Below are 26,352 nucleotides of genomic sequence, written 5' to 3'. Positions count from 1 at the left end.
CTGCTTCGTGTTGTGCAATGGAATCCACGAAAAGGCATGGGGGAACCTCACCGGTCCACATCGATCGGCTGTCCAGACCGCAGCCCGGGGGACAACCGGTCGGGAAACATCGCCGGGGTGGCGACTTTCCCTCAGAGTCCGGCATTGGAGAATCGGACTATGCCGAACAACCTGCCCATCTGTGTCACGTGCGGCGTCCAGTACGGAGCGCCGCGCGGCAACTGCCCGATCTGCGAAGACGAGCGCCAGTACGTCAACTGGGCCGGCCAGCAGTGGACGACGCTGGCCGACCTGCGCGCCAGCGGGCGCCGGGGCCGCATCGAACCTGAGGGCGAGGACGCCGTCGGGATCGGCGCCGAGCCGCCCACCGCCATCGGCCAGCGGGCGCTGCTCGTGCGTACGCCCGCCGGCAACGTGCTGTGGGACATGGTCACCTACCTCGACGACGCCATGGTGGCCCACATCCGCGAGCTCGGCGGCGTCGCCGCGATCGCGATCAGCCACCCGCACTACTACGGCACGATGGTGGAGTGGTCACGCGCCTTCGACGCGCCGATCTACCTGCACGCGGCCGACCGGCAGTGGGTCGCGCGCCCCGACGACGCCGTGACGCTGTGGGAGGGCGACACCCGCGAGATCCTCGACGGCGTCACCCTCATCAACGCGGGCGTGCACTTCGACGGCGGTCAGGTGCTGCACGCACGCGACGCGGCCGGCGGGCGCGGCGCCCTGTTCTCCGGCGACATCCTGCAGGTCGTGCCCGACCGACGCTACGTCAGCTTCATGTACAGCTACCCCAACCTCATCCCGGAACGCCCACGCACGGTCCGCCGCGCCCTCACCCTCCTCGACCCCTTCCCGTACGAGCGGGTCTACGGCGCCTGGTGGGGCCGCGTCGTCGGCGCGGACGGCGCGCGAGCCGTCCGCCGGTCCGCGGCCCGCTACCTGGAGTACGCCCTGGACGCGTGACGTGCCCCGCGGCTCACCGGCCGGCGTCAGCGCGGGCGGCCCGCGCCGCGGACCGGCAGTCGCAGCGGCCCACGGATCGTCGTGGAGGCGCGCCGGCGGATGCGGCCCGCGCGGCGCAGGTCGGGACGGCGTTGCGCCAGGGCGCGCAGCGCGATGACGGCCTCCAGGCGGGCCAGCGGCTGCCCCACGCAGTAGTGGATGCCGCTGGAGAACGCGAGGTGGTCGGCGGTCTGCTCGCGCTCGATGTCGAACCGGCCCGGGTCGGCCCACGCCCGCGGGTCACGGTTGGCGCCGCCGATGTACGTCGCGACGTACTGTCCCTTGCGGACCGGCGTGCCCTCCAGTTCCAGCGGCTCGAGCGCGACGCGGTAGGTGCGTTGCACGGGCGGGTCGAAGCGCAGGGTCTCCTCGATGGCCTTCTCCGCCATCGTCTCCGGGTCCGCGCACAGCTTCTTCCACTGGTCGGGGTGGTCGAGGAGCGCGTTGACGGCGTTGCCGATCAGGTTCACGGTCGTCTCGAATCCGGCGACCAGCAGGAGGATGCACATCGGCAGCATCTCGTCGGGGCGCACCTGGTCGCCCTCGGCGGCCACGATCCGGCTCACGATGTCGTCGGCCGGCTCGGCGCGACGCAGCGCGAACAGGTCCCGGAACAGCGCGTCCAGCTCGCCGCGCGCCGCCTGCAGGCGCAGCGCGTGCGGCAGCGACCGGATGCCGTCGATGGCCCCGCCGATGACGGTGCCGTAGCGGGCGAACTGGTCCGTCCGGGCGTCGGGCACGCCGAGCAGGTCGGTGATGACGGCGATCGGCAGCGGTGCCGCGTACGCCGACACGAGGTCGAACTCCGCCGGCGCCCGGTCGAGCAGGCCGGCCACGGTGCGCTCGATGCGCGGGCCGTAGCCGGCGACCTGCCGGGGGCTGAACGCCGGCTGGGCCAGCCGCCGCAGCCGGGTGTGGTCGGGTGGGTTCATCTCCAGGAACGACAGGTTGACGCCCTCGGACGGCGGCATCGGCTCGCCTTCGGGCCGCACGCCGAAGCGCCGGTCGCGCAGCACGGCGTCGCAGATCCGGTGGCTGGTCGTCGACCAGTTGCCCAACCAGGTCGGCACGAGGTCGCCCTGGTGGCGCATGCGCTCATAGATGGCGTACGGGTCGTCGCGGCCGGGCCGCAGCCCCAGCAGCGCGGTGGGATCGCGGCGCACGTACCCCGAGTACGCGAACGCCAGGCGCTCCCTGTAGAGCCCGGCGGTGAACGCCAGGAACTGTCCGGCCTTGCTCACGGTGACCTCCCCCAGGTCAGGGTGGGCCCAGCCCGCGCAGGAACGTGTCCACCGCGAGGCCGGGGGCGTCGCGGGGCGCGAGGTGTCCTGATTGGACGGACTCGGCCGCGACGTACACCAGCGAATAGAACGTCTGGAGCGACCAGAAGTCGGGCACGTGCTGCCGCAGCACGCCCCGCTCGCGCGCCCGCCGCAGCACGGCGAGCGCCTTCTTCTCGACCGCGCCCCACAGGGGCCCGATCTCGTCGTCGTGGTCGAACAGCGGGTTGCGCCACAGGAACGCCAGGTGCGCGCCGACGGGCACCATCGCCTCGGCGAGCGCGAGCAGCCCGCCGTCGTCGTCGCCCGCCGCGCGTTCGGCCGCGTCGATGGCGGCGTCCCACGCCTGAAGCGACCGGTGGCCCACGGCGCGCAGCAGGTCGTCACGCGTCGCGTAGTGCTTGTGCAGCGTCGTTCGCCCGATGCCGGCCGCCTCGGCGACCTCGGCCAGCGAGGCCGACGGGTCGGCCACGAGCACCTCGACGGCGATGTCGAGCAGCGACGCGGCCGGGCGGCGCGTGCGAACACTCATGTTCACAACGGTACGCTCTAGCTCCAATAGGAGCTAGAGCGTTCGCTATCGGGCGATGAGTGGCGGGTAGGCGCGCTCCACGAGCCCGGTGAACGCCGCCGGGAACCAGGCCCCGCGCGGCGGCGCGTTCCGCATGGCCCCGCTCTCCTGCCCGCTCGGGCCGAGATGCCCCGGCTCGCACATCGGGTCCATCAGCCGCGCCTCGGGCAACGTCGGATCGCTCACGCCGTCGGACTCCCCCGGCACCTTCACCCACAGGTACGCGTCGACGTTCGGTCGGGGCGCGGCCACCGGCCGGGCGCCCAGCCCCGCACCGACCTGGTTGCACCAGTTCGTACGATCCAGGCGCCGGTCGATGCGCGCCCAGTTCACCCACTGGTCCACGTCCGTCGGGATCTGTGGCGGGATCGCGGGATTGCCGTTCCAGCCGTTGCGCGACGTGTCGATGACGAATCCGATCGACGACGGGAAGCCGAGGGACACCAGCCGCGGGTAGAGCGCGGCGATGAGGTCGGACTCGTCGAACATCGGGTTCCAGTCGTAGAAGCGCGCCGAGCGCACCGGCTGCCCGTTGATCAGCTGGTTCGGGTCGGTCAGCACCGTCTCCTCGACCGGAACGTAGCTGGCCGTGTTGACCGCGAAGCCGGCGACGCTCGACATCCCGCCCGCCGTGCCGCTCACGATCGACGCGTACAGCTGGGCCATCGGCACGAAGTTGTTCTCCCAGCCGATGACGCCCGAGTTGGACGCGTCCAGGTACGGGTAGACGTTCGCGATCGGGTGCAGCTTGTTCAGCGCGTACTGCACCCCAAGGACGTACGCGCCCGACTGCCGCACCTCGGCGCACGCCGGCGCCTGCACCGTGTAGAGCAGGTGATGCAGCGAGTCCGGCTCCACGATCACCGCCACGCGCAGGCTCGCGTAGCGCGGGTCCGCGAGGACCGCCGCGATCGGGTCGATGTACTCACTCTTGTAGCGCTGGAGTCCGTCGCCCGCGACCGTCAGCTCGCCGGGCAGGATCCGGCTGCTGCAGGAGCGGTTGGGCAGGTTCTGCAGCACGAGCGTGACGACGACCGGGCGCCCGGCGGCCTGCTGCTGGGCCAGGGCGGCATCGAGGTGACCGCGCAGGCCGCGCCCGGCCGTGATGGAGGCGATGGTGTCCAGCCAGACGGCCGTGGGATGGCGGGCCACCTCACGCATCGCGCCGCCGAGCGTGCCGCCCGCCGCGTCCGCGGCGGCGTTGACCCGCGCGACATGGTCGGGGTTGAGATAGCCGGCCGCGCCGAGGAACGGGTTGTCCAGCGGCGGATCCGACGGCCCGCCCGACGTCGGCCCGGCACTTGTCGGACCGGCACTTGTCGGACCGGCACTTGTCGGACCGGCACTCGTCGGCCTGGCAGACGTCGGCCCAGCGGACGTCGGACCGGCGCTCGTCGGGCCGGCACTCGTCGGGCCGGCGGACGTCGGGCCGGCGCTCGTCGGCGCCGCGCTCGTCACCACCGTGCCGGTGCACACCGTCCCATTGAGGGCGAAGGATGCCGGTTTCGGATTGCTCCCCTGCCAACTGGCCAGGAAGCCCAGGCTCACGGTGGCGTTGGTGGCGATCCGCGCGTTCCACGACGCGTTCGTGACCGTGACCCGCTGACCGGCGCGGGCGAACACGCCGTTCCAGCCCTGGGAGATCACCTGCCCGGCCGTGAAGTCCCACGCCAGCGTCCACCCGTCGATCGGGGCGCCGAGGTTATGGACCGTCACGTCGGCGGTGAAGCCGCCGGGCCACTGGTTGACGGCGTAGTCGACGCGGCAGCCGGCCGCGGCGGAGGCGGGGGAGGCGACGGCGATTAGGATCCCGGCGGCAACGGCCGAGGCGGTCAGGACGGACAGCGCACGGGACACCCTCATGACGCGACTCCTCGGGACGGTAGGAGTAGACGTTTGTCTATGTGCACTCTAGCCCGTCGGGGCCGAACCGGGCTGCCCGCCAGCCCACCGCCCGGGCCGCGGCCACGTTGACCGCGCTGTCGTCCACGAAAAGGATCTCCGTACTGTCAGGGCCCAGCGCCCGCGCCACCGCCGAGAACGCCGCCGGGTCGGGCTTGCGGCAGCCGAGCCGCCACGTGAAGAACAGGTGGTCGAACGGCGCGAACACCGCCGGGTACAGCCGGGGCAGCGCGGCCTCCTCCAGCGGCCCGTTGTTGGTGAACACCGACAGCGTGCGCGCGTCGCACCGCGCCGTCAGCGCGTCGAGCACGCCGGCGTTCGGCGCGTAGGCCGCGCACCACGCGTCGTCGAGCTCCTCGTCGGTGCCCGCGAACCCCACCGTCGCCCGGATGCGCGCACGCACGAGGTCCGCCGACCCGTACCGCCCCGCGTCGCAGTCCGCGTTGAAGCCCGACGCCCACAGCAGCTCGTCCACCCGCGCCGCCGGCAGCCCGAACAGCCCGGCCAGCACGTCGAGGCGCCGGAGGTGATCGAACCGGAACAGCACCCCGCCGAGATCGACAACCAGATGCGTCACCCCGCCTCACCCGCCGCGACACGGACCTCCTCCAGGAGTACGCGCAGATCGCCCGCCGTCGTGGCCGGACTGAGCACGCAGGCGCGCAGCGCCTCCACGTCGCCGAGCCGGGTCCCCGTGAGGAACGCCCGCCCGCGCCGCTGCACGGCCGCGGGGATCGCCCGGTTCACCGCGTCCGGGTCGGCCCCGTGCCGGTAGCGGAAGGCCACCACGGAGGTCGTCACGGGCGCCAGCCGCTCCAGGTCGTCGGCCGCGTCGACGAGGTCGGCCAGCTCGCGGGCCCGCGCCGAGGTGCCGGCCACCAGCCGCGCGACGCCGTCGGAGCCCAGGTGCGCGATCGTGGCCCACGTCTTGAGGGCCCGCAGCGGGCGGGTCTGCTCCGGCCCGTACTCGGAGAACCAGCCGAAGTCGCCGGCCGCCTCGTCGCGCAGGTACGCCGGGACGAGGCTGAACGCGTCGCGGGCGGTGACCGGATCGCGCAGCAGCACGCACCCGCAGTCCACCGGCACGCCGAGCCACTTGTGCGGGTCGAGCACCAGGGAGTCGGCTCGCGCCAGGCCGGCGAACGCGGCCGGCTCGACGACCGCCCCCAGCGCGCCGTAGGCGCCGTCGACGTGCAGCCACAGCCCGTACTCGTCGGCGAGGTCCGCGATCGCGGGGAGCGGGTCGATCGCGCCGGTGTTGACGGTCCCCGCGCTCGCCGCCACGCACAGCGGCCGCAGGCCGTTGCGGAGGTCGTCCGCGATGGCGGCGCCCAGCGCGGCGACATCCATGCGGAACCCGGCGTCGACCGGGATCACCCGCAGCCCGCGCGTGCCGAAGCCGAGCAGCTCGACCGCCTTGCGCAGGCAGCTGTGCCCTTCGGCGGAGACGTAGACGACCATCGGCGGGCGGCCCCACAGCCCGTCCTCGCGCGGGTCCCAGCCGTCGCGCCGGGCGCCGGCCTGTCGCGCCGCCGCGAGGGCGATCACGGTCGCCATCGACGCGCCGCTGGTCAGCAGCCCGTCGCCCGGGTACCCGATGAGCTGCGCCAGCCACCGTACGGCCGTGTGCTCCAGGAGTACCCCCGCATGGTCTCCCCCCGCGCAGCTGGGGTTGAGCGCGGCCGCGAGCACCGCGGACGCGATACCGGCGGTCGACGGCGGCGAGTTGACCCACCCGAAGAACCTCGGGTGCCCGTTGCCCATCGGGTACGGCAGGACGTGGTCGCGGATGTCCGTGAGCAGGTCGTCGAGCGGCCGGCCGGCGCGCGGCAGCGGCTGATCCGTCAGCCACGCGCGCGCGTCGTCCGGCACCGGCTGCCACACGGGCCGCTCGCCGACCGTACGGAGGTGATCGGCGGCAAGATCCGCGGCCCGGCGCAGCTCATCCATTGCTCCACTGTAGACATGTTTTCGCTAGGAGCGCGGTGACAGGTGCCGGTCGAACCAGTCGGTCGCGCGGTCGGCGACCTGCTCCAGGGTCCCCGGCTCGCTGAACAGGTGACTCGCGTGGGGCACGATCCGCACCTCGCACGGCGCGGCGATCAGCCGCGCGGCCCGCTCGTTCAGGTCCACCACGACCGGGTCGTCCCCGCCCACGACCAGCAGCGTCGGCGCCCGTACCCGGGACAGCGCGTCGCCCGCGAGATCGGGCCGGCCGCTGCGCGACACCACCGCGCCGACGGTGTCGGCCCGCTGCGCCGCGGCGACGAGCGCGGCCGCGCTCCCGGTGCTCGCGCCGAACAGTCCGACCGGCAGGGCGCCGGTCGGCGCCTGCCGGCCCAGCCAGTCCACGATGCCGACGAGCCGGCCGGCGAGCAGGGCGATGTCGAACCGGAGCCCGGCGCTCACCCGGTCGATCTCCTCCTCGCGGCCGGTGAGCAGGTCGACCAGTACGGTGGCGAAGCCCGCGTCCGCGAGCCGCCCGGCCACCATCCGGTTGCGGGGGCTGTGGCGCGAACTGCCGCTGCCGTGCGCGAACAGCACGGCGCCGCGCGCGTGCTCCGGCACCACGATGTCGGCGTCGAGCACGACGCCGGCCACGTCGATGGGCACGCTCGTGTCGGGTCGCATGGCCTGTCACCTCACCGTCCCGTGCAGCCGTTGCTCGTACCCCGAACAGGACCGGCAAAACGCCGCGATCCGGGCGGAGCTGGGCAGCGGAAGCGCTGAGGGGGTCGCGCCCAGGTGCAGGCCGGCACGACGGCTCCTCTTTGTCCGGGTACGGCCTTACAAGATCTATATGGGTTGACTTTTCATATCTTTTGTCCGGTTTAATACCGGGTACGGAGTCGCCCCTCACCGAACTGTTCGGCTGTGCCCGTTTGTGACCGAGTTGGTTCGAATGATGGCGCGACCCTCCATATCGGATTACCAAGATGTTGCCGAAACATTGCGGCGGATCCCGTGAGGAAGGACGAAGCCTTGACGACCCACCAGGGCCCCCGGTCGGCCCCGACCACCAGTAGGGCATCGACCTTCCACTGGCGCGCTCTCCTCGGCGTCCTCGTCGCGTTGACGCTGATTCCGGTCGCCGCGATCGTCAGCGCGGCCCCGGCCAGCGCGGCCACCAGCCAGTTTCGGGGCATGAACTGGGCCGTGCTGGGCGACAACTTCAGCACCGGCCTGCTCGTCCCGCAAGGCCTGAGCCAGTCCGACAGCAACGCCACCGTGCGGGCCAAGGCCAACGCCCTCTACGACGACATGGCCGCCACCATGGGCGTCAACACCGTCCGGCTGCCCATCAACACCCACACGGTCGCGAACACGACCTGGTGGAACGCCTACCGGGGCGCCATCGACGCCGCCACCGCCCGCGGCTTCAAGGTCATCCTGGCCTACTGGGAGGACGGCGCCGCCTCCGGCGGCCGGATCACCAACCTCGCCGCCTGGAACACGATGTGGTCCAGCGTCACCAACACCTACGGCGCCAACACCAACGTGTACTTCGAGCCGATGAACGAACCGCACGGCTACAGCTCGGCGGAGTGGCGCGACGTCGCGGCCAACTGGCTCAGCTACCACTACTCGGCCGTACCCGGCCGGGTCCTCATCGGCGGCACCGGCTTCAGCCAGGACCTGCGCGACATCTGCAACGACAGCCGCTTCAACGCCACGCTGCTGTCCTTCCACCACTACGCGTTCTTCTACAGCGCGATGACCTACGACGCCTTCCGCAGCCACATCCAGACGCGGCTGGGCAACTGCGCCTCCCGCGCGGTCGCGACCGAGTTCGGCGGCCCCATGTCCACCGGCCTCAACTACGGCGACCCGAACAGCACGGACAACTTCGTGCGGCACATCCGCGCCATGGCCCAGGTCATGCGGGACAACCAGATGGGCGGCACCTACTGGCCCGCCCTCGGCGGCAAGCCCGGCACCATCGGCTACGACTGGTACTCGATGTACGCCCTGAGCGGCAGCGGCACCGACCTCAACCTCACCATCCGCAACGCCTCCGGCGCTGAGCGGATCCGGTACGCCTGGGGCGACAACGTCAGCGGCGGCACGACAACCACTCCCCCGGCGGGAACGTACTACCGGCTCACCGTGCGCCACAGCGGCAAGGCCATGGACGTCCAGCAGCCCAACCTGGACAACGGCGCGCGCGTCGGCCAGTACACCTACAACGGCAACGCGTGGCAGCAATGGCAGTTCCAGGACGCCGGCAGCGGCTACTGGCGCATCATCAGCCGGCACAGCGGAAAGTGCCTCGACGTGGTGAGCGCGTCCACCGCCGACGGCGCCGACCTCATCCAGTACACCTGCGGCAGCGGCACCAACCAGCAGTTCCAGCTGGTCGCCAACGGCAGCTACGTCCAGCTCCGGGCACGGCACAGCAACAAATGCGTGGACGTACCGGCCGCGTCGACCGCGGACGGCGTGATCCTCAAGCAGTACACCTGCAACACAGGCGCCAACCAGCAATGGTCCCGCACGCCCGTCTAGCAACGCACCGGACCGGAGGCAGCGGCGGCAACCACCACGAGGGGCGGTTCCCGCCGCTGCCACAAATCCCGCCAAGTCAAAGGCCGACCGACAAGACTTCGCGATCAAACTGGACAGCCCTCTGGAAGAGTTTGCCAATACAAGATCGCAGTAGCAAATACCGCAGGGACGAGTAGGCAGCTCAAGACCAACCCTGTCAGCTTATATCTGACAAAGACCTTCGTTCGAACAAAGAATACGATGACGAGCGACATTCCTAGCAACTCAATCAAGAGGGCCAAGGCGATCACAAGGCCAAAAGAATCGGCGACGTCGCAGCCATCCAAGCCGACCCGGGCGAGGAAAATGCACACCAGAACTGCCCCGAGATGGACGATCACTCCCGCCCGAAACCCTGACCAAATGGATTGCCTAGACGCCATCTGCATCTAATACTCCTACGGGCGTAAATGGCGAGAGCGACGTCACGTTGCTGGGAGCAACCTTAATAACCAGCCTTGTCTGGGTTTGGAAAGCCGCATCTCAAAGACCGAGTCTCTCGGAATACTCACCGCCCACATCGCATCACGGAGCGATCGCCCGCGTCGATCGGCCAACGGGGGTCCGGCGGCTGGTCACGCCGTGCCACTAGCACGCGTTGCTGCACGAACCGCCTCAGCGGACGCCATAGACATCACCACGGAGTCGGATCGACAGAACGTGCACCGTCCGCGTGTCTTCCTCGATCCGGTAGACCACGCGGTACGTCCCCAGGTGAGCCGACCGCATCCCTTCGTACGGCCCGGTCAGCTCTCCGCCGAGGCGGTGCGGATTGATCGGCAGTCGCTGCGTGACAAACGTGTACGCCGCCCACGCGACCGCCTCAGGCAACCCGCTTTCCAACGCTCGACGCGCCGGACCGGTGAGCTTCACGACCCACCGCTCGGGTGCGGTCACGCAGCACCCTGACGCCGAGCCCGCATCACATCCGCCAGATCACTCGCATCCACGAGACGCCCGGCCGCGATATCCTCCTCGGCCTCGCGGATGTCCGCGATCGCCGCCGCGTCGGACAGGATGGCCACGGTTTCCCTCAGCGCCCGGATCTCCTCCATCGACACCAGAACGGCCGCCGGCTCACCGTTGCGGGTGATCTCGACGTGGTCATGCGTGGTGGCAACGGCCGCGACAAGCTCGGACAGTCGAGCCTTCGCGTCTGTCACATTGAGGGTCTGCGCCATGGTCCGAATTCTAGTCCGATCGCTAGGGCCCGTCTACGAAGGTTCGAGGTGGTACTCGTCAACGTCCACGAACGCACCCGTCCGCGCGAGAAGGGCTAGCGTCCGCTGCTCCAGACTCCAGCCCAGCAGGTTCGGTTCCGGGGTTCCTCACCGTTGACCTCGGGCGTGTTCTCCCTGACGATCTGGAGCCCGGCAGACACGACGGCTCACCGTTGACGAGCCGGGACGTGAGGGCCGCGATCCGGTCGGCGTACCGTTCGACCCGGTCGATCACGTGCTCGATCTGCTCGTGCTGAAACAGGCTCTCGTCACGGCAGACGACCTTCCAGGAATGCGACCGGGGAACGGGGCGGTATGGGAGGCGAGAATCCCGAACGCCCACCTCTTCCGGCTCAAGTCCGACCTCCGCCGTGATCGCGGCGGCCGAGACCCGCTCAAAAGCCAACGCGAAGTAGACGTACTGCCGCACCCGCATCGCGAAATCTACAGACCGTTGTCAGGCTGGGGACGTGTCAGCGTCCGCGTACGAACCCACGCCGGCTCTTCCCGAACCAACGCTGGCACAGTCGCAAGTGGTGGCCAGAATGTGGGCCCGACATAACGGAAACGAACCGCATTTCCGCGGCTCAGAGCCCCACGGTCACGATTGCGACCGCCCAGAAGGGCGAAATGATTGGTGACCAACCGCGGCGACCAGCTCGGCTTCCTTGTGTTTCATTGGGCTGGACCGTGCGCAGATGCGCGACGCGTGGTGTCCCGGTTCGTGATGGCCTGGTTCACATCACGGATGGCCGTGCGGATGGTGTCGCCGTACGGCCCGTCCGGCAGCGCGGAAGTGTGTTGCTCGGCTTTGTCTATCTGCTCGCCGGCCGCCTGGAACGAACCCAGGCGACGGAAGTTGTCGGCAAGGTTGAGGTAGAGGCTCGGGTAGAAGCCAGCCACGTGGAGGCTGGCGTGGTGCTGTTGGGCTCGCTCGTCGGTGAGGGCATCGGCGGCGTCGAGGGCGCGGACGTCCCAGACGAGCGCTTCCGCGGGGTCGTCGTAGAGGTCAGCCAGGTAGTGCGCCAGCGTGCAACGGTGGAACGGGTCGCCCGCCGCCCCGATCTGTTCCCAGATGACTAGCAGGTCGCGACGAGCTGCGTCGATGTCGCCTGCATGTCCTCGGCCGACTGCCGTCCCAATGGCTTCCATGGTGGGATCGGGGGTGGCGGATGGTGTGGTCATGGAAGTGAGTCCGTCCTTCCTGTCGTCATTGGGTGTTGCGGCGATGCGCTCCCACAGCGCCACGTGTTCTTGGGGTTACGGTTCAGGGGTCACGCGGGGCATGACGAGTGTGGTGAGGTCGCCGTCGTCGGCGGACCGGACAGTGGCGGGCTGGTCAGGCCCACGCAGGTCGAGCATCACGTCATTGCCGATCGCATGGCTCAGGGCCGGATACAACGTGGTCAGCTCGAACCAGAGCGTCAGGTCAGGGCCTGTCGCTGACCCTGCAAGCGTGACTTCGTCGCTACTGGGGAGAACCAAACTCGGTCGGCCATCGGATATCTGCAGGCCGAACATTTCTGGCGCTCGCTGTTCGAGCTCTCTCACGACGTGCTGCTTACCGATCGTGACGCGGTGGGTCACTGGCCGGAGCGAGCCGAGTAGGAGTCGGTAGTCGGGGAACACCTCAGTCAGCAGACGGCAGTGGATCACGGTGCCGTTCGCCAGTCGCACGCCCAGGGTCCGCTCGCCCGCCTCGATCGTTACGGTGGGGCTGCGTCGCACCCGGTAGGTGAGGGCCCGCATGTCGTCACCGGCGATGGTGCCGGCCCAGGTCCCGGCGGAGGGATCGATCGGGACCAGGGTTCGCGTAGCGAGTCGGTACCGGTCGGTCGCAGTCAACGCCACGGATTCGGAGTCCGCTTCCAGACGCACACCGCTCAGGACCGGTATGTCGGGGTCGAAGACTGTGGTGGCCAGAACCTGGTCGACGGCGGCTGCGAGGACTGGGCCTGCAAGCCCGCAGATCGTGAGGCGAGGCTCCCGGCCGAGGGATGCTTTGAGCTCCGCCGCCGCCCGTTGAACATCAGAGGCCTGTGCGGTCACGTTGATGACGTGCTCATCGATCAGCCGCGCTGCCTCCTCAGCGTCCGCGGTGAAGAACTTCCCGATGGTGAGCAGCGGCATCCCGATCGTGCGTAACTCGCGCAACTGGACGGCACGCGTCACCTGCGATTCGGCGTAGAGCCGATAGCCCGTCAGTGGATCGACCTCGTCGGGGTGGAGCAGACCTACGTCGTCGTAGAACCGCAAAGCGCTCGCGGTCAGCCCGACGAGCCTGGCGAACGCGCCGATCGACATCCGGTCCGGGTCAGTCACCTGACCATCGTCAGGCCTCAACCAACTCGAAGGTCAACCCGACCCCGACCGCCAACAACTTCCCGCCCCTCCCCAACAAGCCGGTTGTCGTCTTCGGCGGTCGGTCTCCCGCGCCGCGCGACCGCGGCCGCTGTGGCTGACCGAGTTCGGAGTTCGGCGGCTTCATCTCCGCACGGAGATCATCGCCGAATCGATCCGCGGCACGACTCAGCCTTTGGTGCCAGCCAGCGCCACATTTGACCTTGGCTACTAGGCGCTCGACCAGGTTCTATAGCCATATATCTATGCAAATGGCGTCCAGGCCGCCGTACGAGCCGCAAACCCGCAGGTCGAGGGCTTGGTCACGTTCTTTGGTGGGCGCGGCAGGGTTCGAACCTGCGACCCTCCGCTTGTAAGGTGCGGCCCACCGCCAACACGCCAGCCCTACGCACTGCGGTGTGGCGCACCACCGGCTACCGGTGCCCGGCGTCGTACGACGCCGTTGCTACACGCGCTGCTACCAGTGCACCGAAGGACACTGCTGCTGGTGCGCCCCGTACCGGCCCCCTGTTCACTCTTCCGCGCCGCCTTCTCCGGCCAGGACGCCTGGCTCGGCCGCAGGAGCCGGTCCCTCTGCCTCTGCCGCAGCGGCGGCATCTCCGAGTGCGGCGATCCTCGCTTCGAGGCGTGAAACAACCTCTACATCGAATGGCCATTCCATGGCTGCCGTGAAGAACTTTGTCGAGCTGAGCAAGGCAGTGGCGGCGGAACACGCAATCGCCGTCATATTATCTTCGTCTTCCACAATCGTTCTCACGACACGACCGAACGCTTCGTCAGGCACTAACCTCAATCTCGCGGCGAGGTCTTCGCCTTGGCCCACCTCGCCTGCGAAGAGGATGTCAACTTTGTGGCCGTTGTAATACTCGGTTTCTTCCACGCACGCCGGCCCGCCACTTACCAAAGGCGGAAGTGTCGCAGCCACGGACCGAAGACGCTGTATCTCAACGTCGAGCGCCGAAGTGATCCGGTCATCGTCGAATACCAGCTTCTGGCGCTCAAGCGATGCTATCCGAAGATCGATCGCCATAACGTCCGTGCGGGTAACGTCTACCCCCATCAATTCCAAGCGGCACGTTCCGATTAGGGTCTTGTGGGTCAGCATCATCGCCTCCGCCACGCGACCGACCATCAGAAGCGCAGCGATGGCTTCAGTCAAGGCAACTTGATTGGTGAAGACGTCGAAAACATGCATCCTTGACGACTTCATACCCAACGACCTAGACGGTTCAGCAGCCTGACTTGCAAAATCACCCACGTCTTTCAATAACGAAAGAAGCTCATCCTTTTTCGATCTGGCCGCCGGGCCAACGTTAATTTCAATAACGGGGTCGAGCCGGATCGGCTCCGAGCCGGGCTCATTCCGCCCGCGAATTTCCAGACCGGTTCCCCGGAAAGCATACCGCGTTGAGCAGTGAACTTTAAAATTCTCTACGAAACTGTACCTAAAGTCGTCCGAATCCCGCGTTGCTGTCTTGATTGATGACGTCCACTCAAGGTAGGGATAGTCAGCACCAGCAGGCGCAGGGTTCGAGCCATCACCGACAAACAGGCCACGCACAATCTTTCGAAACGAACGAACATCGCGTGGTAGCCGTGAGTAAAGTTGGGGGTAGTCATCCTCGCTTACGTTGCACAACCATAGCAGCGCTCGTCGAACGTAACCCCACGTCTTGTCAGCAGCCGCAAGAGCGTTGGCGTGAACCTCCGTCAGCTCGTAAATCCCATGCTCGATTCCGTCGCTGGCATGACGGGCAGCACCGTACGTTTCGTTGTCATCGTCGAATATGCCACTTCTCCGAGACCAGTAACTTAGCTCGCGTTTCCAGTCCTTCTTTTTTACGTCGATGCCCACGCTCTCGGCCAACTGGAATTGATCGAATCCTTTATCCGAGCAATGTCGTGCAATTATCGCGGGCCCAAGCGTCTCTACTGCCATGTACAGGTGAGCAAGCGAAAGCCACTCGCCTCCGTAATACCAATACCGAAGGGCGATATCATATTGCTGAAGCGCCCGAGGGAGACGCGAACTCAACACAGCGTTTGCTCCAACGAACACCGCCCGATACTCGCCTGGGTCGACCCGGCGGCCTTCGGTTGGTAAACCATGCTGGTCTGCCAAAAATACTTCTACGAATTCGCGGTTCTCCAGGCCCTCTGTGATATCGAAAGCGACATGAACCTCTGGCTGTCCAACAGGGACGTTAGCAACGAATGCTAGGACACTCGCCAAGAATCGCGCAATCGCGGTGCCTTTCGCCATGGCGAACTCAATAGAAGGCGCTGGACCTCGCGCCTCAATGATCAGCTCACGCGGCGTAGGCGCTCCGTGCCCAGTATTAACCCAGTTTGTTGACATACGGAATCGGACTCGATCATCACAGTCCGGTACGTCAAAAAAGAACTCTTGCCCTTGCTCCGGAAGAAATCTTGCGGAGGATATGCACCTGAACACGACGACGTATATGTGCTGATCGGGCATTGCCGACACCTCTTAAATGACTTCTTGGCGATAGCCCAGCTATGAGAGACGCTGGCCCCAAACGGGCCTAACCGCCACCCGCGTCGAACAGACGCTAATGACCCCAACCGGGAAACGCAACGGATTTTCGCGTGGCTTGGATGCTTGACAAGCGGCTTGGCAAGGAAATCGCCGTACATCGACCATGGCATGCGATAACCGCCAGCCAGGGTCAAGACGGCGCTTCGTACTCCTCCGGACCGAATCCAAGCTCCCTCATCAGCTCGGCATTCGAGCCCGGGTAGAGGTCATTGGCGTGCAGCAAACTAAGCAACGGTTCTATGGTCAGCGCGACACCGAAGCCAAGTTCAGGCGGCGCGTGATCGGTTACAAGCGACTGTACCATCACGCCCAGAAGCCAGCCGCTATCCGTCAGCACGGGGCCGCCACTAAATCCGCCCCTGGATATTGGTGATATTACAAATAGCGGATGCTGTGGCCCGAGATACGAATCAATTATCGCGTTAACTTCTCCCCTTGCGGCAACCAAGACCGGTTCGCTTGATGTGGGAATAGGGGGAAACCCCATTAACACAACTGGCATCAAGACGAGGCTGTCGTTAATCCAATCGTCGAGGTGGCCGCCAATTTCAATGTGATCAATCTTGCGTGCGACTGTGTTTACACCTAAATGAATTGTTAACCGATCGCTCATGTAGTGTTCGAGTGAGAAATCAGTCTTCAGCAACGCTAGATCGATATCCGGTGCGCCACTGAGGATTACCTCAATAGACTCTAACGAGAGCTTGGCGTAACGGTGTGACACGGCCGCAGTGATCGTTCGATTTTCAACAACGTGCCGAGCGGTAACCAGTATCCCATCTCCCAAATGGAATGCTGTTCCGATGGCAATGTTTCCAGCCACGTCCGCTGTTTCGAGGGCGACTAGACACGGCCCAAACCGAGAATAGAACGGCAGATCCTCTTCGTGCTGAGGTCGCGCGATGGTCAATCTCCGTCCTCTCCAGCGACCGAGTCAGATTTAGCCACCGATTCGATCGCCTCGGCAATCAAATGATTGACTTCCGCCAAATTTGAAACAAACCGAAACGCGCGCCTGGACGGACGCGCGTAAAGTATCTCCTTTATCGTGCCGCTCAACGCCGTAACCAATTCCAGTCGGCGCGCTAAAGGAAGATTGCTTAACCACACGAGTCGTACGGCAACGGCATACTCAATTGCCGTACTGCCCAATGACGGGTTGGCGTTAAATGAGGATCCGTACTGTCGTGCCATCCTAGCCGGAAGTCGAATGCCTGGGTAGGTCAGGGCAAGCTGCGGGGCGATATCCACAAGAACTTGAGTCGCATCGTCTAGGTTTCCAAGCCAACGCTTCTTTTCAGAACCGAGTACCGCACGCATGTGCTGGGCGGGCGAAGCCGCTGATCCCGGCAAGTCGAGTACCCGAACTTGCTCCCCAGCTGTCATGACCAGTAACAGATTGTCAAGAAACTTGTCCCGGATCTGATGGGCAGCTTGTATTCGGCGATTTCGTGCTTCCAAGCGAGGGCCGACAAGCAGTTGTGTGGCAAGCGTCGTCGCAATCGCGACAAGGATGCTTGTTAGCCATGCGGGCATGTTGCGTATCATCGCCTGATCAGGGCCACCGCGCAAACCTTCGTCACTCAGCCTTTTGTTCCAAATTTGAAGTCCCCTGAGGTTGCACCAGCCGCTGCGTGGTGGATCGTCTGCGCTGCGTCAATCGCAGCTACTTGATCGGTCTGTATTTTTACGTCAAATAGGATGTCAGGGTGTAAATCTAGATCCTGTTTCGTTTCTTCCCAGACAGCAAGCCTCATGGCCGTGTCGCCGTCCCCTCGGGCTGCTGAGCGTCGCTCTGTGGTGACTCGTTCACACCACAGCAGCACGCGGAGCCACCTCGCTGGGAATCCATCCATGGCGGCCAAACCAGCGGCTTGACCGATGTGAACCACGGGAATACAACCTGCGACAGTAAGCGCGTCGAGCGTCTGGCGGTCGATGCCGTAGACGTTGCCATATCGCTCGTTGCGGTACAGGATCTCGCCGGCCTCTTCCAGCTCACGGAACCGCTCAGGCGATACGAGCCGATAGCCCGCCGACCGCCCCGCGCCGACCTTCAACCGCTGGTACAGCACGAATCGATCGTCCAGCTTGAGCAACTCGGCCGTCACGGTGTCCTTGCCGCTGGCCGGTGGACCGTAGAGGGCGACAGCGCGCCTCACGCGGGTTCCCGTCTCACGATCGACGCGATTAGGTCCCGCGCCTGCCGCTGGAGCGGAAGTCCTGAGGCGCAATTGTCGATCAAGACATAAGGCTCTGCCAGCCGGAAGTCGACGTCGATCGAACTTAGGTAGCTCGGCCAGTCAGCGAGCTTCGCGGCGTCACGAGCGGCGCCACGGTGGGTGGGGGCCGCCTACGTCCTCCAAGCCGACGGCACCATGAAGCGCCGGCCCGTCTTCGGCAAGTCCGAGGCCGAGGCGAACGAGAAGCTGATCGCCATGCAGGCCCGCTCGCACCAGGGCATCCCAGCCGAGGCGACCGTCTGGACCGTCGAGCGGTTCCTGGACTACTGGATCGAGAACATCGTCAAGCCGTCCCGCAAGCCGAGGACCGCCCAGGCCTACGAGGTGGTGGTGCGCGTCCACCTCGTGCCCGCGCTGGGCAAGAAGCGGCTCAACCGCCTCACAGCCGTCGACGTACGCACCTTCATCAAGCGCCTGGAGAACGCCTGCCTGTGCTGCCAGCACAAGACGGACGCGCGGCGGGCGGCCGACCAGCGGCGCTGCTGTGCGGTCGGCCAGTGCTGCAAGTCGGTCCCGTCCCGACGACTGGTCCAGCAGGTCCACTCCGTGCTGCGCAACGCCTTGCAGGCCGCCGTGCGGGAGGAGCTGCTACAGCGAAACGTCGCCAAGCTCGTACGGGTCACCTCCCCCACCTACGAGGTGAACCGTGGCCTCACGGTTGACCAGGCCCGACTCCTGCTCAAGGCAGCACATGACGACCGGCTTTCCGCGCTCTACGTCCTGGCGCTCTACCTCGGCCTGCGGCGCGGCGAGCTGCTCGGCCTCAGGTGGGAGGACATCAACTTCGAGGTCGAAGCGCTCACGATCAGTCGGACACTCCAGCGGATCGGTGGTGAGCTTCAGGCCGGGTCGCCAAAGAGCCGCGCGTCCAGCCGCACGGTGCCGCTGATCGGTCTGTGCGTGGCCACGCTCAAGGCACACCAGGAGCGGCAGCGAGCCGAGGCGAACGCCGCTGGCGAGAAGTGGCAAGACACCGGCCACGTGTTCACCACCGCCGTTGGCACACCGGTCGAGCCGGGCAACCTCCGCCGGAGCTGGTACCCGCTACGCGTGGCGATCGGCGCCGAGGCCACCCGGTTCCACGACCTCCGGCACAGTTGCGTGACCCTGCTGCTCGACCTGGGCGTGCCGCCGCACATCGTGCGGGACATCGTCGGCCACTCGGACATCGGCGTGACGATGAAGATCTACGCGCACGCCTCCCTGGACGAGAAGCGAGCCGCCCTCCGAAAGCTCGACGAGCGGCTGTCGTAGGGGGTCGCTGCCACACGCGTTGCTACATCTCGATCATGAAAGGTGATTTGATCTAGAAAACGCGAACACCCCTGGCCGGCATTCCAGCTGGTCAGGGGTGTTTCTGCGGGTTCTCACGCTGGTGGGCGCGGCAGGGTTCGAACCTGCGACCCTCCGCTTGTAAGGCGGATGCTCTCCCGCTGAGCTACGCGCCCGACACGCCCGACGGGCGTTCGAGTCGACAGAGTACCGTGCGGCGCTCGCCGGCCGGAAATCAATAGCCGCACGGGCGGGATGGCGGTCCGGAGACCGGGAGGGCCGCTGGGTGGGCGTTCGCCGCTGCGGATCGCGGTCTTCATGCCCGCGGATACGGCGGGGATGGCCGCCGTACCGTCCATCCCCGCCGTTTCCCGAAGCTAGGCGAGGTCCGCCAGGGTCTTGCGCCAGGCGTCCTGGTCGCGGGCTTCGCCGGGGAGGTTCATCTCGGCGAAGCGGATGATGCCTCCGCGGTCGATGATGAACGTGCCCCGGTTGGCGAAGCCGCGGTCCTCGTTGAACACGCCGTACTCGCGCGCCACGCCGCCGTGCGGCCAGAAGTCGGACAACAGGGGGAAGTCGTACCCCTGTTGGTCGGCCCAGACCTTGTGGGCGTACGGGGAGTCGACGCTCACCGTGAGCACCTGGGTCGTCTCGTTGGCGAAGTCGCCGACGTTGTCCCGGACCGAGCACAGCTCGCCCTGGCACGTTCCGGTGAAAGCCAGCGGGTAGAACACCAGCAGGACGTTCTTGCCGCGCAGGTCTGACAGGCGTACTTCCTGGTTGTTCTGGTCTTTGAGGACGAAATCGGGCGCTTCGGCCCCCACCTCGAGCGGCATGCGAACACCTCCGTGAGATCAGCTCGTCTGCGAGCATCGCACGGAAGGGGTTCTCGGGGACCCGGAGGGGTTAGCGGCGCTGCTTGGCGCCCCTCGGGGTGACGAGGCGAGCGCCGCTCCAGTCGCGGCCGACGCTCAGCGTGGAGGTCTGCTGCAGGCCTGCGGTCGGCGCCGACTCGGTGATCTCGCTCGGCTCGACGTGGCCGGTCCGGCCCGCCTTGGGGGTCAGCAGCCACACGACGCCGCTGTCCGCCAGCGGGGTCAGGGCGTCGACCAGCATGTCGACCAGGTCGCCGTCGCCGTCGCGCCACCACAGCAGCACCGCGTCGACCACCTCGTCGGTGTCCTCGTCGACCAGGTCGCCGACCCGGTCCATCAGGGCGTCACGAAGATCCTCGTCAACGTCGTCGTCGTAGCCGATCTCCATAACGACCATGCCCGACTCGATGCCGAGCCGATCCGGCAGGCTCTTGACGCCGTCGGCCTGACCCGCGGTCGCGCTCACCGTCGATGCCTCCTCGTCCTCACTGACGCTAGATGCGCCCGCACCATTGCGGGTAGTCCACACAACCGGGGCGCCGTGCGCAAGTGGCACACCGATTACTTGTGAAGATACGGCCTTCGGACGGGGTACGTCCCTCGGGGCATGCGGAAACCACCCGGGTGGCGCTCAGCGTTGCAGCAGGTCACGGGCGCCCGCCATGACGGCCTCCTCGGAGACCAGCAGATGGTGGGCCGCCGCGCCCAATGGAATAAACGAGTCGACCGCCGACACGCGGCGCGCCGAGCCCTGGTAGCCGGCGTCGACGAGCGCCGCGAGGACGCCCTCGCCGACGCCGCCGCTGCGGCGGGTCTCGTCGACGATGAGGACCCGGCCGGTGGCGCGGGACTCGCGGACGATGTCGGCCACGGGCAGCGGGGACAGCCAGCGCAGGTCGACGACGCGTACGCCGACGCCCTCGGCGGCCAGGCGGGCGGCCGCGCGCAGCGACATCCGTACGCCGTTGCCGAAGGTGAGGATCGTGAGGTGTTCACCCGCGTGGTACACCCGGGCGCGGCCGATCGGGGCGTGGTCGCGCGCCCAGTCGGCCGGCGGGGCGTACGGGTGCAGCCAGGCGTTGTCGCCCTCGGCGTACAGGTCGCGGGTGTGGTAGAGCGCGATCGGCTCCACGAGGACGCACACGGCGCCCTCCGATTCGGCCGCCGCGAAGCAGGTACGCAGCATGGGGGCGGCCTCGGCCGCGCTGGCCGGCACGCCGACGACGAGGCCCGGGATGTCGCGCAGCACGGCCACGGAGTTGTCGTTGTGGAAGTGCCCGCCGAAACCCTGCTGGTAGGCGAGCCCGGCGACCCGTACGACCATGGGGTTCTTGTAGGCCCCCTGGGAGAAGAACTGCATCGTGGCGGCCTCGCCGCGCAGCTGGTCCTCGGCGTTGTGCAGGTAGGCCAGGTACTGGATCTCCGGTACGGGCAGCAGCCCGCCGCTGCCCGCGCCGAGTGCGAGGCCCAGGATCGACGTCTCGTCGAGGAGCGTGTCGAAGACCCGGCCGGTGCCGAACCGGCCCCGCAGGCCCTTCGTCACGCCGTAGACGCCGCCCTTGGCGGCCACGTCCTCACCGAAGAGCACCGCGCCCGGGTTGGCCACGAGGGCGTCCGTCAGCGCCGCGTTGATGGTCTGCGCGAGCGTCAGCGGGCCGCCGTCCTCGGGCAGCTTGCCGCCGAACGCCGCCGACCGGGCACCGAGCGCCGGGCCGGTCGCGGCGGCCGCCGCGTCGCCGACCGCGCGGGCCACCCGTACGGGCTTGCGGGGCGCGAGCGGCGCCACCACCTCCGCGGCGGTGGCCAGCTTCGGCTCGGCGATGACCTCCTCGGCGACCCGGCGCACCCGCCAGCCGACCTCGTCGTAGCGGGCGAGCACGTCGGCCGCGCTGATCACCCCGGCGTGCACGAGCAGGGAGGCGGTCGCCACGAGCGGGTCGCGGTCGAGGTCGGCCGCGATCTCGGCGGCCGGGCGGTACGCGACCTCAGCGTCGGCGCCCGCGTGCCCCATGAGCCGGACCACCGACAGGTGCAGGAGGGCCGGCTTGCGCTCGGCGCGCACCCACGCGGCCGCCTCGACGGCCACCTCGTGGGCGGCGACCACGTCGCAACCGTCCGCGCCGAAGTATCGGATGCCGGGACGGCTGCGCAGGACCGCCTCGACCCAGCCCGCCGGCGAGCGGACGCTGATGCCGAGCCCGTTGTCCTCGCAGACGAACAACACCGGCAGGCGGTGGTCCGAGTGGGTGGACCAGCCCGCGGTGTTGAACGCGGCCTGGGCGCTCGCGTGGTTGATCGACGCGTCGCCGAAGGAGCAGACCACGATGGCGTCGTCGGGGTACCCGGCCGCCGCGGTCACCCGCTGGGTCGCGGCGCCCGGCGGGATCGGGCCGACGCCCGGCCGGCGCGCGTGGCGCAGGTCGCGCTGCTCGATCGCGTAGGCCAGGCCGATCGCGCGCGGCAGGTGGGACGCGACCGTCGAGGTGGTCGGGATGACCGCCAGGTCGGGGTGGCCGAAGACCTTGTGCCGGCCGCCCGCGATCGGCTCGGCGGCCGACGCGACGATGCCGCGCAGCACGTCGCGGACCGGGTCCGGGCCGCCCGGCACCTGGGCCGCGCGGGCGCAGTAGAACGCGCCCGAGCGGTAGTGCAGCAGCGCCGGGTCGGTCGGGGCCACGGCCGCCGCGACGGCCGCGTTGCCCTCGTGACCGGACGAACCGATCGTGTAGAACCCCTCGTTGAAACTGCGCAGCCAGCGGGCGGCCAGGTCGAGGTGCCGGCTGGCCAGCTGAGCGTCGAACAGCTCCAGAGCGGCCGTACCGGTGAGCGCGGCGTCCGGCCGGACGGGCGCGGCGGGGTCGGCGCTGGCGGACGGGGCGGCGAGCGCGCTCACGGAGGCACGGAAATGCTCGTCGAGCTCCTGGGGGGTGGTCACACCCCAGAATGACCGACGAGGGCACCCGGATGCCACTCTGCGTCTTGGCTCCCTAGCCAAAAGTACGCATATGGCAAGTGCGTCAGCCGGCGACGAAGGAGAGCCGGACCTGGCGGGTGGGGTTGTCGCCGTTGGGGTCGACGAGGCAGATCGACTGCCACGTGCCCAGCGCGATGCGGCCGCCGATAACGGGCAGGGTCGCGTGGGGCGGGATGAACGCCGGCAGGACGTGGTCGCGGCCGTGCCCCGGGGAGCCGTGCCGGTGGCGCCAGCGGTTGTCGGTCGGCAGCAGGTCATCGATGGCGGTGAGCAGGTCGTCGTCCGAGCCGGCGCCGGTTTCCAGGATGGCCACGCCGGCCGTGGCGTGCGGGACGAAGACGTTGACCAGACCGTCGCCGAGATCTCGGACAAACCCGGCCACTTCGGCCGTGAGGTCGACCACGCAGGGCGCGCTTCCCGTGCGTACCGTCAGAATTGTCATCTCCACGGACCGGGAGTCTGCCACGGGCCGCAATGTCGCGGACCTGGTTTTAAGTTACCGAACGGTACATGTGTTCGTCGTCGCGTTGCGGGCCCGTCGGCGTGACGATGGATACGTCGAGGGGGCAGGATGGCAGTAGAGGGTCCTCCCCACACCACGCCCACCGTCGGCCACGAACCGGCGGGGACATACGACGAAGGAACGCCTGTGGCCACCGAACGCAAGCGACCGGTGATCAGCGATGGCCTGCCGAGCCAGCTGCCGGACATCGATCCCGAGGAGACCTCGGAGTGGATCGATTCGCTCGACGGCGTGATCGACGCGGCTGGGGCGAAACGCGCCCGGTACATCATGCTGCGCCTGCTGGAACGCGCCCGCGAGCGCCAGGTTGGCGTGCCGCCGCTCACCACCACCGACTACATCAACACGATCCCGCCGGAGCGCGAACCCTGGTTCCCCGGCGACGAGAACGTGGAGCGGCGCATCCGCGCCTACATCCGGTGGAACGCCGCCATGATGGTGCACCGCGCGCAGCGGCCGGGCATCGGCGTGGGCGGGCACATTTCCACCTTCGCCAGCTCGGCGAGCCTCTACGAGGTGGGCTTCAACCACTTCTTCCGGGGCAAGGACCACCCGGGCGGCGGCGACCACGTCTTCTTCCAGGGGCACGCGTCCCCCGGCATGTACGCGCGAGCGTTCGTGGAGGGCCGCCTGTCCGACCATCAGCTCGACGGGTTCCGCCAGGAGCTGTCGCACGCCGGCCTGGGGGGCGGCCTGCCGTCGTACCCGCACCCGCGGCTCATGCCGGACTTCTGGGAGTTCCCGACGGTCTCCATGGGCCTCGGCGGCATCAACGCCGTCTACCAGGCCCGGTTCAACCGCTACCTGCACCACCGGGGCATCAAGGACACCAGCCAGCAGCACGTGTGGGCGTTCCTCGGCGACGGCGAGATGGACGAGCCGGAGTCGATCGCCGGCCTGAGCCTGGCAGCCCGCGAGGAGCTGGACAACCTCACCTTCGTGATCAACTGCAACCTGCAGCGCCTCGACGGTCCGGTACGCGGCAACGGCAAGGTCATCCAGGAGCTGGAGGCCTTCTTCCGCGGCGCCGGCTGGAACGTGATCAAGGTTGTCTGGGGCCGCGAGTGGGACCCGCTGCTCGCCGCCGACACCGACGGCGCGCTGGTCAACCTCATGAACACCACGCCCGACGGTGACTACCAGACGTACAAGGCCGAGTCCGGCGCGTACGTGCGGGAGCACTTCTTCGGCCGCGACCAGCGCACCCGCAAGCTCGTCGAGCACATGACCGACGACGAGATCTGGGGCCTCAAGCGCGGCGGCCACGACTACCGCAAGCTGTACGCGGCGTACAAGGCGGCCACGGAGCACACCGGCCAGCCGACCGTCATCCTCGCCAAGACCATCAAGGGCTGGACGCTCGGCTCCAGCTTCGAGGGCCGCAACGCGACCCACCAGATGAAGAAGCTGACGCTGGCCGACCTCAAGTCGTTCCGCGACCGGCTCTACCTGGACGTACCCGACGAGGTACTCGAGGCCGACCCCTACCAGCCGCCGTACCTCAAGCCGTCCGACGAGGAGATGGCGTACCTGAAGGAGCGGCGCGCGTCGCTCGGCGGGTCGATCCCGTCGCGGCGCACGACGACGATCCCGCTGAACCTTCCCGAGCACAAGGCCTACGCCGAGCTCAAGAAGGGCTCCGGCAAGCAGAAGGTCGCCACGACGATGGCGTTCGTGCGCCTGCTCAAGGACCTCATGAAGGACAAGGAGATCGGCAAGCGTTGGGTGCCGATCATCCCGGACGAGGCCCGCACCTTCGGCATGGACTCGCTGTTCCCGACCGCGAAGATCTACTCGCCGCACGGGCAGAACTACACGCCGGTCGACCGGGAGCTGTTCCTGTCCTACCGGGAGGCGACGACCGGCCAGATCCTGCACGAGGGCATCGACGAGGCCGGCTCGGTCGCGTCGTTCACCGCGGTGGGCTCCAGCTACGCCACGCACGGCGAGCCGATGATCCCGGTCTACATCTTCTACTCGATGTTCGGCTTCCAGCGCACCGCGGACGCGCTGTGGGCCGCCGCCGACCAGATGGCGCGCGGCTTCCTGCTGGGCGCCACCGCCGGGCGCACCACGCTCAACGGCGAGGGCCTGCAGCACGAGGACGGGCACTCGCTGCTCATCGCGGCTACGAACCCGGCCGTCGTCGCGTACGACCCGGCGTTCGGCTTCGAGATCTCGCACATCGTCGAGGACGCGCTCAGGCGCATGTTCGGCGAGAACCCGGAGAACATCTTCTACTACCTGACCGTCTACAACGAGCCGATCCACCAGCCGGTCGAGCCGGAGAACGTGGACGTGCAGGGTTTGTTGAAGGGCCTTTACCGGTACGCTCCGGCGCCGGCGATCGAGCCGTCCGCCGCTCACGCCGGTGTGCCCCGGGCGCAGATCCTCGCCGCCGGCACGGGCATGCAGTGGGCGCTCAAGGCGCAGGACCTGCTCGCCACCGACTGGGGCGTGGCCGCCGACGTCTGGTCCGCCACCTCCTGGACGGAGCTTCGCCGCGACGCCGTCGAGGTCGAGGAGTGGAACCTCATGCACCCCGACGCGGAGCCGCGCCAGCCGTACGTGACACAGGCGCTGGGCGGCACGGAGGGCCCGGTCGTCGCCGTCAGCGACTTCATGCGGGCCGTCCCGGACCTCATCTCGCGCTGGGTGCCCGGCGACTACGTGTCGCTCGGCACGGACGGCTTCGGCCTGTCCGACACCCGCCACGCGCTGCGCCGCCACTTCCACGTGGACGCGGAGACCATCGTGGTGGCCACGCTGCGCGAACTCGCGCGGCGCGGCGAGGTGCCGGCGTCCGCGCCGTCGGACGCCTTCCGCAAGTACGCGATCGACGACGTGACGGCCGCCCCGGTGGGCGAAACCGGCGGCGACTCCTGAGTCATCGGTAGCAGTACAGCGGCCGCTGCCCGACGGGGCGGCGGCCGCTGTGCGTTACGGCGCATGCCCACCCGCCGCTGTGCGTTACGGCGCATGCCCACCCGCCGCTGTGCGTTACGGCGCATGCCC

23 protein-coding genes and 1 tRNA gene are annotated in these 26,352 nt (G+C 67.8%); 4 read left to right on the top strand and 20 right to left on the bottom strand.

Annotation, left to right across the window (positions count from 1 at the left end; genetic code table 11):
• The first annotated feature begins 159 nt into the window (after positions 1 to 159).
• Positions 160 to 969: an MBL fold metallo-hydrolase gene (locus ABD191_RS22065; RefSeq protein WP_344085281.1), complete on the top strand. Its 810-nt coding sequence runs from the start codon at positions 160 to 162 to the stop codon at positions 967 to 969.
• Positions 970 to 995: 26 nt separating this feature from the next.
• Here ABD191_RS22065 and ABD191_RS22060 read toward each other — a convergent pair whose 3' ends face one another.
• The 6 genes from ABD191_RS22060 to ABD191_RS22035 are packed head-to-tail and all read right to left on the bottom strand — an operon-like array spanning position 996 to position 7,392.
• Positions 996 to 2,249: a cytochrome P450 gene (locus ABD191_RS22060; protein ID WP_344085278.1), complete on the bottom strand. Its 1,254-nt coding sequence runs from the start codon at positions 2,247 to 2,249 to the stop codon at positions 996 to 998.
• 16 nt (positions 2,250 to 2,265) lie between these two features.
• Positions 2,266 to 2,820 (bottom strand): TetR/AcrR family transcriptional regulator, encoded by a 555-nt coding sequence (locus ABD191_RS22055; RefSeq protein ID WP_344085275.1) that lies wholly within the window; start codon positions 2,818 to 2,820, stop codon positions 2,266 to 2,268.
• A 45-nt stretch (positions 2,821 to 2,865) separates the two neighbouring features.
• Complete coding sequence (locus ABD191_RS22050; RefSeq protein WP_344085272.1) at positions 2,866 to 4,722, bottom strand: glycoside hydrolase family 6 protein; 1,857 nt, start codon at positions 4,720 to 4,722, stop codon at positions 2,866 to 2,868.
• Positions 4,723 to 4,759: 37 nt separating this feature from the next.
• A complete protein-coding gene (locus ABD191_RS22045) occupies positions 4,760 to 5,338 on the bottom strand; it encodes an HAD-IA family hydrolase (protein WP_344085269.1) in 579 nt (192 codons plus the stop codon).
• Positions 5,335 to 6,711: a pyridoxal phosphate-dependent decarboxylase family protein gene (locus tag ABD191_RS22040; RefSeq protein ID WP_344085266.1), complete on the bottom strand. Its 1,377-nt coding sequence runs from the start codon at positions 6,709 to 6,711 to the stop codon at positions 5,335 to 5,337. Before ABD191_RS22040 ends, ABD191_RS22045 begins: the two co-directional genes overlap by 4 nt.
• A 24-nt stretch (positions 6,712 to 6,735) precedes the next feature.
• A complete protein-coding gene (locus ABD191_RS22035; RefSeq protein WP_344085263.1) occupies positions 6,736 to 7,392 on the bottom strand; it encodes a dienelactone hydrolase family protein in 657 nt (218 codons plus the stop codon).
• A 351-nt stretch (positions 7,393 to 7,743) separates the two neighbouring features.
• Here ABD191_RS22035 and ABD191_RS22030 point away from each other — a divergent pair, with 351 nt between their 5' ends.
• Complete coding sequence (locus ABD191_RS22030; protein WP_344085260.1) at positions 7,744 to 9,267, top strand: RICIN domain-containing protein; 1,524 nt, start codon at positions 7,744 to 7,746, stop codon at positions 9,265 to 9,267.
• 654 nt (positions 9,268 to 9,921) lie between these two features.
• Here ABD191_RS22030 and ABD191_RS22025 read toward each other — a convergent pair.
• The 9 genes from ABD191_RS22025 to ABD191_RS21990 form a co-directional block, all read right to left on the bottom strand.
• Complete coding sequence (locus tag ABD191_RS22025) at positions 9,922 to 10,203, bottom strand: type II toxin-antitoxin system RelE family toxin (RefSeq protein WP_344085257.1); 282 nt, start codon at positions 10,201 to 10,203, stop codon at positions 9,922 to 9,924.
• Positions 10,200 to 10,487, bottom strand: coding sequence for a type II toxin-antitoxin system Phd/YefM family antitoxin (locus tag ABD191_RS22020; protein ID WP_344085254.1), 288 nt, complete (start codon positions 10,485 to 10,487; stop codon positions 10,200 to 10,202). The genes ABD191_RS22025 and ABD191_RS22020 overlap by 4 nt, the downstream gene beginning before the upstream one ends.
• A 58-nt stretch (positions 10,488 to 10,545) precedes the next feature.
• Positions 10,546 to 10,962 (bottom strand): DUF4279 domain-containing protein, encoded by a 417-nt coding sequence (locus tag ABD191_RS29315; protein WP_425560806.1) that lies wholly within the window; start codon positions 10,960 to 10,962, stop codon positions 10,546 to 10,548.
• 239 nt (positions 10,963 to 11,201) lie between these two features.
• On the bottom strand, positions 11,202 to 11,774 hold the full coding sequence (locus ABD191_RS22015; protein WP_344085251.1) for a hypothetical protein: 573 nt from the start codon (positions 11,772 to 11,774) through the stop codon (positions 11,202 to 11,204).
• A gap of 12 nt (positions 11,775 to 11,786) precedes the next feature.
• On the bottom strand, positions 11,787 to 12,848 hold the full coding sequence (locus ABD191_RS22010) for a DNA polymerase III subunit beta family protein (RefSeq protein WP_344085248.1): 1,062 nt from the start codon (positions 12,846 to 12,848) through the stop codon (positions 11,787 to 11,789).
• A gap of 550 nt (positions 12,849 to 13,398) precedes the next feature.
• Positions 13,399 to 15,150 carry a hypothetical protein gene (locus tag ABD191_RS22005; protein WP_344085245.1) on the bottom strand — a complete coding sequence of 584 codons (1,752 nt, stop codon included), beginning with the start codon at positions 15,148 to 15,150 and terminating at the stop codon, positions 13,399 to 13,401.
• A gap of 430 nt (positions 15,151 to 15,580) precedes the next feature.
• Complete coding sequence (locus tag ABD191_RS22000; protein ID WP_344085242.1) at positions 15,581 to 16,360, bottom strand: S1 family peptidase; 780 nt, start codon at positions 16,358 to 16,360, stop codon at positions 15,581 to 15,583.
• On the bottom strand, positions 16,357 to 16,986 hold the full coding sequence (locus tag ABD191_RS21995) for a hypothetical protein (RefSeq protein WP_344085239.1): 630 nt from the start codon (positions 16,984 to 16,986) through the stop codon (positions 16,357 to 16,359). The genes ABD191_RS22000 and ABD191_RS21995 overlap by 4 nt, the downstream gene beginning before the upstream one ends.
• A gap of 47 nt (positions 16,987 to 17,033) precedes the next feature.
• On the bottom strand, positions 17,034 to 17,561 hold the full coding sequence (locus ABD191_RS21990; protein WP_344085236.1) for a kinase: 528 nt from the start codon (positions 17,559 to 17,561) through the stop codon (positions 17,034 to 17,036).
• Between the two features lie 267 nt (positions 17,562 to 17,828).
• Here ABD191_RS21990 and ABD191_RS21985 point away from each other — a divergent pair, with 267 nt between their 5' ends.
• A complete protein-coding gene (locus ABD191_RS21985) occupies positions 17,829 to 18,947 on the top strand; it encodes a tyrosine-type recombinase/integrase (RefSeq protein WP_344085233.1) in 1,119 nt (372 codons plus the stop codon).
• Positions 18,948 to 19,066: 119 nt separating this feature from the next.
• On the opposite strand, the gene ABD191_RS21980 is transcribed toward ABD191_RS21985, so the two are convergent.
• From ABD191_RS21980 to ABD191_RS21960, 5 genes are all read right to left on the bottom strand, one after another.
• Positions 19,067 to 19,141: transfer RNA gene (locus tag ABD191_RS21980), tRNA-Val, on the bottom strand.
• Positions 19,142 to 19,342: 201 nt separating this feature from the next.
• On the bottom strand, positions 19,343 to 19,801 hold the full coding sequence (locus ABD191_RS21975) for a peroxiredoxin (protein ID WP_344085230.1): 459 nt from the start codon (positions 19,799 to 19,801) through the stop codon (positions 19,343 to 19,345).
• Between the two features lie 70 nt (positions 19,802 to 19,871).
• A complete protein-coding gene (locus ABD191_RS21970; protein ID WP_344085227.1) occupies positions 19,872 to 20,306 on the bottom strand; it encodes a DUF3052 domain-containing protein in 435 nt (144 codons plus the stop codon).
• A 165-nt stretch (positions 20,307 to 20,471) separates the two neighbouring features.
• Positions 20,472 to 22,775 (bottom strand): thiamine pyrophosphate-dependent enzyme, encoded by a 2,304-nt coding sequence (locus ABD191_RS21965; protein ID WP_344085223.1) that lies wholly within the window; start codon positions 22,773 to 22,775, stop codon positions 20,472 to 20,474.
• Between the two features lie 82 nt (positions 22,776 to 22,857).
• Positions 22,858 to 23,256 carry a YjbQ family protein gene (locus tag ABD191_RS21960; protein ID WP_425560811.1) on the bottom strand — a complete coding sequence of 133 codons (399 nt, stop codon included), beginning with the start codon at positions 23,254 to 23,256 and terminating at the stop codon, positions 22,858 to 22,860.
• A gap of 207 nt (positions 23,257 to 23,463) precedes the next feature.
• On the opposite strand from ABD191_RS21960, the gene aceE reads away from it, so the two are divergent.
• A complete protein-coding gene (aceE, locus tag ABD191_RS21955; RefSeq protein WP_344085218.1) occupies positions 23,464 to 26,223 on the top strand; it encodes a pyruvate dehydrogenase (acetyl-transferring), homodimeric type in 2,760 nt (919 codons plus the stop codon).
• Positions 26,224 to 26,352 lie beyond the last annotated feature (129 nt).

Origin of the sequence: Luedemannella helvata, from assembly GCF_039528415.1 — a bacterium.
Taxonomy (GTDB): Bacteria; Actinomycetota; Actinomycetes; order Mycobacteriales; family Micromonosporaceae; genus Luedemannella; species Luedemannella helvata.
The sequence above is the reverse complement of the archived record's forward strand: the minus strand, read 5'-3'. Positions and strand labels throughout refer to the sequence as shown.

Excerpts from the sequence above, each read along its gene's own strand:
- ABD191_RS22065 (WP_344085281.1), top strand. The coding sequence starts at position 160 with ATGCCGAACAACCTGCCCATCTGTGTCACGTGCGGCGTCCAGTACGGA.
- ABD191_RS22055 (WP_344085275.1), bottom strand. The coding sequence starts at position 2,820 with ATGAGTGTTCGCACGCGCCGCCCGGCCGCGTCGCTGCTCGACATCGCC.
- ABD191_RS22050 (WP_344085272.1), bottom strand. The coding sequence starts at position 4,722 with ATGAGGGTGTCCCGTGCGCTGTCCGTCCTGACCGCCTCGGCCGTTGCC.
- ABD191_RS22040 (WP_344085266.1), bottom strand. The coding sequence starts at position 6,711 with ATGGATGAGCTGCGCCGGGCCGCGGATCTTGCCGCCGATCACCTCCGT.
- ABD191_RS22035 (WP_344085263.1), bottom strand. The coding sequence starts at position 7,392 with ATGCGACCCGACACGAGCGTGCCCATCGACGTGGCCGGCGTCGTGCTC.
- ABD191_RS22020 (WP_344085254.1), bottom strand. The coding sequence starts at position 10,487 with ATGGCGCAGACCCTCAATGTGACAGACGCGAAGGCTCGACTGTCCGAG.
- ABD191_RS29315 (WP_425560806.1), bottom strand. The coding sequence starts at position 10,962 with ATGCGGGTGCGGCAGTACGTCTACTTCGCGTTGGCTTTTGAGCGGGTC.
- ABD191_RS22005 (WP_344085245.1), bottom strand. The coding sequence starts at position 15,150 with ATGGCGAAAGGCACCGCGATTGCGCGATTCTTGGCGAGTGTCCTAGCA.
- ABD191_RS21995 (WP_344085239.1), bottom strand. The coding sequence starts at position 16,986 with ATGCCCGCATGGCTAACAAGCATCCTTGTCGCGATTGCGACGACGCTT.
- ABD191_RS21985 (WP_344085233.1), top strand. The coding sequence starts at position 17,829 with ATGAAGCGCCGGCCCGTCTTCGGCAAGTCCGAGGCCGAGGCGAACGAG.
- ABD191_RS21975 (WP_344085230.1), bottom strand. The coding sequence starts at position 19,801 with ATGCCGCTCGAGGTGGGGGCCGAAGCGCCCGATTTCGTCCTCAAAGAC.
- ABD191_RS21960 (WP_425560811.1), bottom strand. The coding sequence starts at position 23,256 with ATGACAATTCTGACGGTACGCACGGGAAGCGCGCCCTGCGTGGTCGAC.